General features: G+C 61.0%; 2 protein-coding genes. Both read left to right on the top strand.

What is annotated here, in order from left to right; translation table 11 throughout:
- The first annotated feature begins 186 nt into the window (after nucleotides 1-186).
- Complete coding sequence (locus F8N49_RS25885) at nucleotides 187-1335, top strand: efflux RND transporter periplasmic adaptor subunit (protein ID WP_151553124.1); 1149 nt, start codon at nucleotides 187-189, stop codon at nucleotides 1333-1335.
- Nucleotides 1336-1348: 13 nt separating this feature from the next.
- Nucleotides 1349-4375, top strand: coding sequence for a multidrug efflux RND transporter permease subunit (locus tag F8N49_RS25880; RefSeq protein ID WP_016773425.1), 3027 nt, complete (start codon nucleotides 1349-1351; stop codon nucleotides 4373-4375).
- Nucleotides 4376-4480 lie beyond the last annotated feature (105 nt).

Here is a 4480-nt window from a genome sequence, read left to right as displayed (position 1 = left end):
GCCCTTAAAACTGCAATTGCGGTATGACTGAAGGATTCAGGGGGCCGCTTCGCAGCCCAACGGGGATAAATCCCCTCGCCACAGGGTTCATATCCGGCCTTCACGTAATAACTGCCAGTTGGAATCCCCACCTGACTCGGAGTAATGTGCCCGCCTGTCTCATGATTTATCCAAGGAACTGGACATATGCTGCGTCGCCGCATGCTGATCATGTTGGGTGTTGTTTTGCTGCTCGTCCTGGTGCTGGGCGGTTATAAAGCCTTTTCGATCTACACGATGATCCAGGGCTTTTCCAAGCCCAAGCCGCCGATCAGTGTCGCCGTGGCCACTGCCGGCGAACAGCCGTGGCAGATGCGCCTGCCCACCGTCGGCACGCTCAAGGCGCTGCAAGGTGTCGATTTGAGTCTGGAAGTCGCCGGCACCGTCACTGAACTCAAATTCGAATCCGGGCAGAAGGTCAAGGCCGGACAGCCGTTGCTGCAACTCGACAGCGCCGTCGAGACCGCTCTGTTGGAAACAGCCCGCGCCGACCTCGGCCTGGCGCAACTGGACTTCGGCCGTGGCGCGCAACTGGTCGACAGCCGCGCGATCTCCAAAGGCGAGTACGACCGCCTCTCCGCCGTGCTGCAAAAGAACAAGGCCACGGTCAATCAGCTCAATGCTTCGCTGGCGAAAAAGCGCATCCTCGCGCCGTTCAGCGGCACCATCGGCATCCGCCAGGTCGACGTCGGCGACTACCTCGCCAGCGGCACCAAAATCGCCACGTTGCAGGATTTGAGCAGCCTCTACGCTGACTTCTACGTGCCGGAACAAGCGGTGCCGAAACTCGCTATCGGCCAGCCCGTGCAGTTCACCGTCGCCGCGTATCCGGGGCAGAACTTTGCCGGCAAGATCAGCGCGATCAACCCGATCGTCGAAAGCACCACGCGCAATATCCTCGTCCGCGCCACCCTGGCCAACCCCGACGGCAAGCTGCTGCCGGGGATGTTCGCCAGCCTTGAAGTGCTGCTGCCCGATCCGCAGAAGCACATCGTCGTGCCGGAAAGCGCGATCACCTACACCCTGTACGGCAACTCGGTTTATGTGGTCGGGCAGAAGAAGGCCGAGGACGGCAGCGTCGCCAAGGATGAAAACGGCCAACCGCTGCTGATCGCCGAACGTCGTTTCGTCGAAACCGGTGAACGCCGCGATGGCCTGGTGATGATCAACAAGGGCGTGCAGAGCGGCGAACAAGTGGTGACGGCTGGCCAGATCAAACTGGACAACGGCGCCCACATTGCCATCAGCGACGACAAGACCCTCGGCGAGCAGAACAGTCCGCCTCGCGCCGACTGATCAAGGAATCCCCATGGCTTTTACCGATCCGTTCATCCGCCGCCCGGTGCTCGCCACCGTGGTCAGCCTGCTGATTGTGCTGCTGGGCTTTCAGGCCTGGAGCAAGCTGCCGCTGCGCCAGTACCCACAAATGGAAAACGCCCTGATCACGGTGACCACGGCTTATCCCGGGGCCAACGCCGAAACCATTCAGGGCTACATCACCCAGCCGATGCAACAGAGCCTGGCCAGCGCCGAGGGCATCGATTACATGACCTCGGTCAGCCGGCAGAACTTCTCGGTGATTTCGATCTACGCGCGCATCGGTGCCAACACCGACCGCTTGTTCACCGAACTGCTGGCCAAGGCCAACGAGGTGAAGAACAAGCTGCCGCAGGACGCCGAAGACCCGGTGCTGAGCAAGGAATCCGCCGACGCTTCGGCGCTGATGTACATCAGTTTCTTCAGCAAGGACCTGAGCAACCCGCAGATCACCGACTATCTGTCGCGGGTCATCCAGCCAAAACTGGCGACGCTGCCGGGCATGGCCGAAGCGGAAATTCTCGGCAATCAGGTGTTCGCCATGCGTCTGTGGCTCGACCCGGTGAAACTCGCCGGCTTCGGCCTCAGTGCCGCCGACGTGACCGCTGCGGTGCGCCAGTACAACTTCCTCTCCGCTGCCGGCGAAGTGAAAGGCGAGTACACCGTCACCAGCATCAACGCCAACACCGAACTGAAATCCGCCGAAGCCTTCGCGGCGATTCCGCTCAAGGTCGATGGCGACAGCCGCGTGCTGCTGCGCGATGTCGCGCGGGTGGAAATGGGCGCGGAAAACTACGATTCGATCAGCTCGTTCGGCGGCACGCCATCGGTATACATCGGCATCAAGGCCACTCCCGGCGCCAACCCGCTGGACGTGATCAAGGAAGTGCGCAAGCTGATGCCCGAGCTGGAAGCGCAGCTGCCGCCGAACCTGAAAAGCGAAATCGCCTACGACGCGACACTGTTCATTCAGGCGTCGATCGATGAGGTGGTGAAAACCCTGTTCGAAGCGGTGCTGATCGTCATCGTCGTGGTGTTCCTGTTCCTCGGCGCGCTGCGTTCGGTAGTGATCCCGGTGGTGACCATTCCGCTGTCGATGATCGGCGTGATGTTCTTCATGCAGATGATGGGTTACTCGATGAACCTGCTGACGCTGCTGGCCATGGTGCTGGCCATCGGTCTGGTGGTGGACGATGCGATCGTCGTGGTGGAAAACATCCACCGGCACATCGAGGAAGGCAAGACGCCGTTCGATGCAGCCCTGGAAGGCGCGCGGGAAATTGCCATGCCGGTGGTGTCGATGACCATCACCCTGGCGGCGGTGTATGCGCCGATCGGTTTCCTCACCGGGCTGACCGGAGCGCTGTTCAAGGAGTTCGCCCTGACCCTGGCCGGTGCGGTGGTGATCTCCGGCGTCGTCGCCCTGACGCTGTCGCCGATGATGTGCGCGTTTCTGCTGCGCCACGAAGAGAATCCCAGCGGCCTGGCCCATCGTCTCGACCGAGTCTTTGAAGGCCTCAAGCGCCGTTATCAAAGCATGCTCCACGGCACGCTCAATACCCGGCCGGTGGTGCTGGTGTTTGCGGTGATCGTGCTGTGCCTGATTCCGGTGTTTCTCAAGTTCACCAAGTCGGAACTGGCCCCGGACGAGGATCAAGGCATCATTTTCATGATGGCCAGCGCACCGCAGCCGACCAACCTCGACTACCTGAGCACCTACACCGACGAATTCATCACCATCTTCAAAGAGTTTCCCGAGTACTACTCATCGTTCCAGATCAACGGCTACAACGGCGTGCAGGCCGGTATCGGCGGCTTCCTGCTCAAGCCATGGAACGAGCGCAGCCGCACGCAGATGGAAATCCTCCCCGAGGTGCAGAGCAAACTGGAGAGCATTCCCGGCCTGCAGATCTTCGGTTTCAACCTGCCCTCCCTGCCCGGCACCGGTGAGGGTCTGCCCTTCGAATTCGTGGTCAACACGGCCAATGACTACGAGCTGCTGCTGCAAGTCGCCGAGCGCATCGAGAAACGCGCCATGGAGTCAGGCAAGTTCGCCTTCGTCGACCTCGATCTGGCGTTCGACAAGCCGGAAGTAGTCGTGGATATCGACCGCGACAAGGCCGCGCAGATGGGCGTGTCGATGCTTGACCTCGGCAGCACGCTGGCGACCTTGCTCGGCGAGGCGGAGATCAACCGCTTCACCATCGACGGGCGCAGCTACAAGGTCATCGCCCAGGTTGAACGGGCCTACCGCGACAACCCGGACTGGCTGAACAATTACTACGTGAAAAACACCCAGGGCGAATTGCTGCCGCTGTCGACGCTGATCAAGGTCAGCGACCGCGCACGGCCGCGCCAGCTCAATCAGTTCCAGCAGCTCAATGCGGCGAAGATTTCCGGTTTCCCGCTGGTGAGCATGGGCGAAGCCATCGACACCGTGCTGCAGATTGCCCGCGAAGAAGCACCGGCCGGGTTTGCCTTCGACTACGGCGGTGCCTCGCGCCAGTACGTGCAGGAAGGCAGCGCATTGTGGGTCACGTTTGCCCTGGCGTTGGCGATCATCTTTCTGGTGCTGGCCGCACAGTTCGAAAGCTTCCGCGATCCGCTGGTGATTCTGGTGACCGTACCGCTGTCGATCTGCGGGGCGCTGATTCCGCTGTTCCTCGGCTGGTCGAGCATGAACATCTACACCCAGGTCGGGCTGGTGACGCTGATCGGCCTGATCAGCAAGCACGGCATCCTGATCGTCGAATTCGCCAACCAGTTGCGCAAGGACAAGGGTTTGAGCGCCCGTGAAGCCGTAGAGGAAGCAGCGGCAATTCGCTTGCGCCCGGTGCTGATGACGACGGCGGCAATGGTGTTCGGCATGGTGCCGCTGATTCTGGCCACCGGTGCGGGAGCCGTGAGCCGCTTTGATATAGGCATGGTGATTGCGACGGGGATGTCGATCGGCACGTTGTTTACGCTGTTCGTGCTGCCGTGTGTTTATACCTTCCTGGCTAAGCCAGATGCCAGATAATGCACATTTCCCTGTGGGAGCGAGCCTGCTCGCGAATGCGGTATTTTGATCGTTCCCACGCTCTGCGTGGGAATGCAGCTCGGGACGCTCCGCGTCCCATTGGAA

Origin of the sequence: Pseudomonas sp. GXM4 (assembly GCF_008923895.1) — a bacterium.
GTDB lineage: Bacteria > Pseudomonadota > Gammaproteobacteria > Pseudomonadales > Pseudomonadaceae > Aquipseudomonas > Aquipseudomonas atacamensis.
The sequence above is the reverse complement of the archived record's forward strand: the minus strand, read 5'-3'. Positions and strand labels throughout refer to the sequence as shown.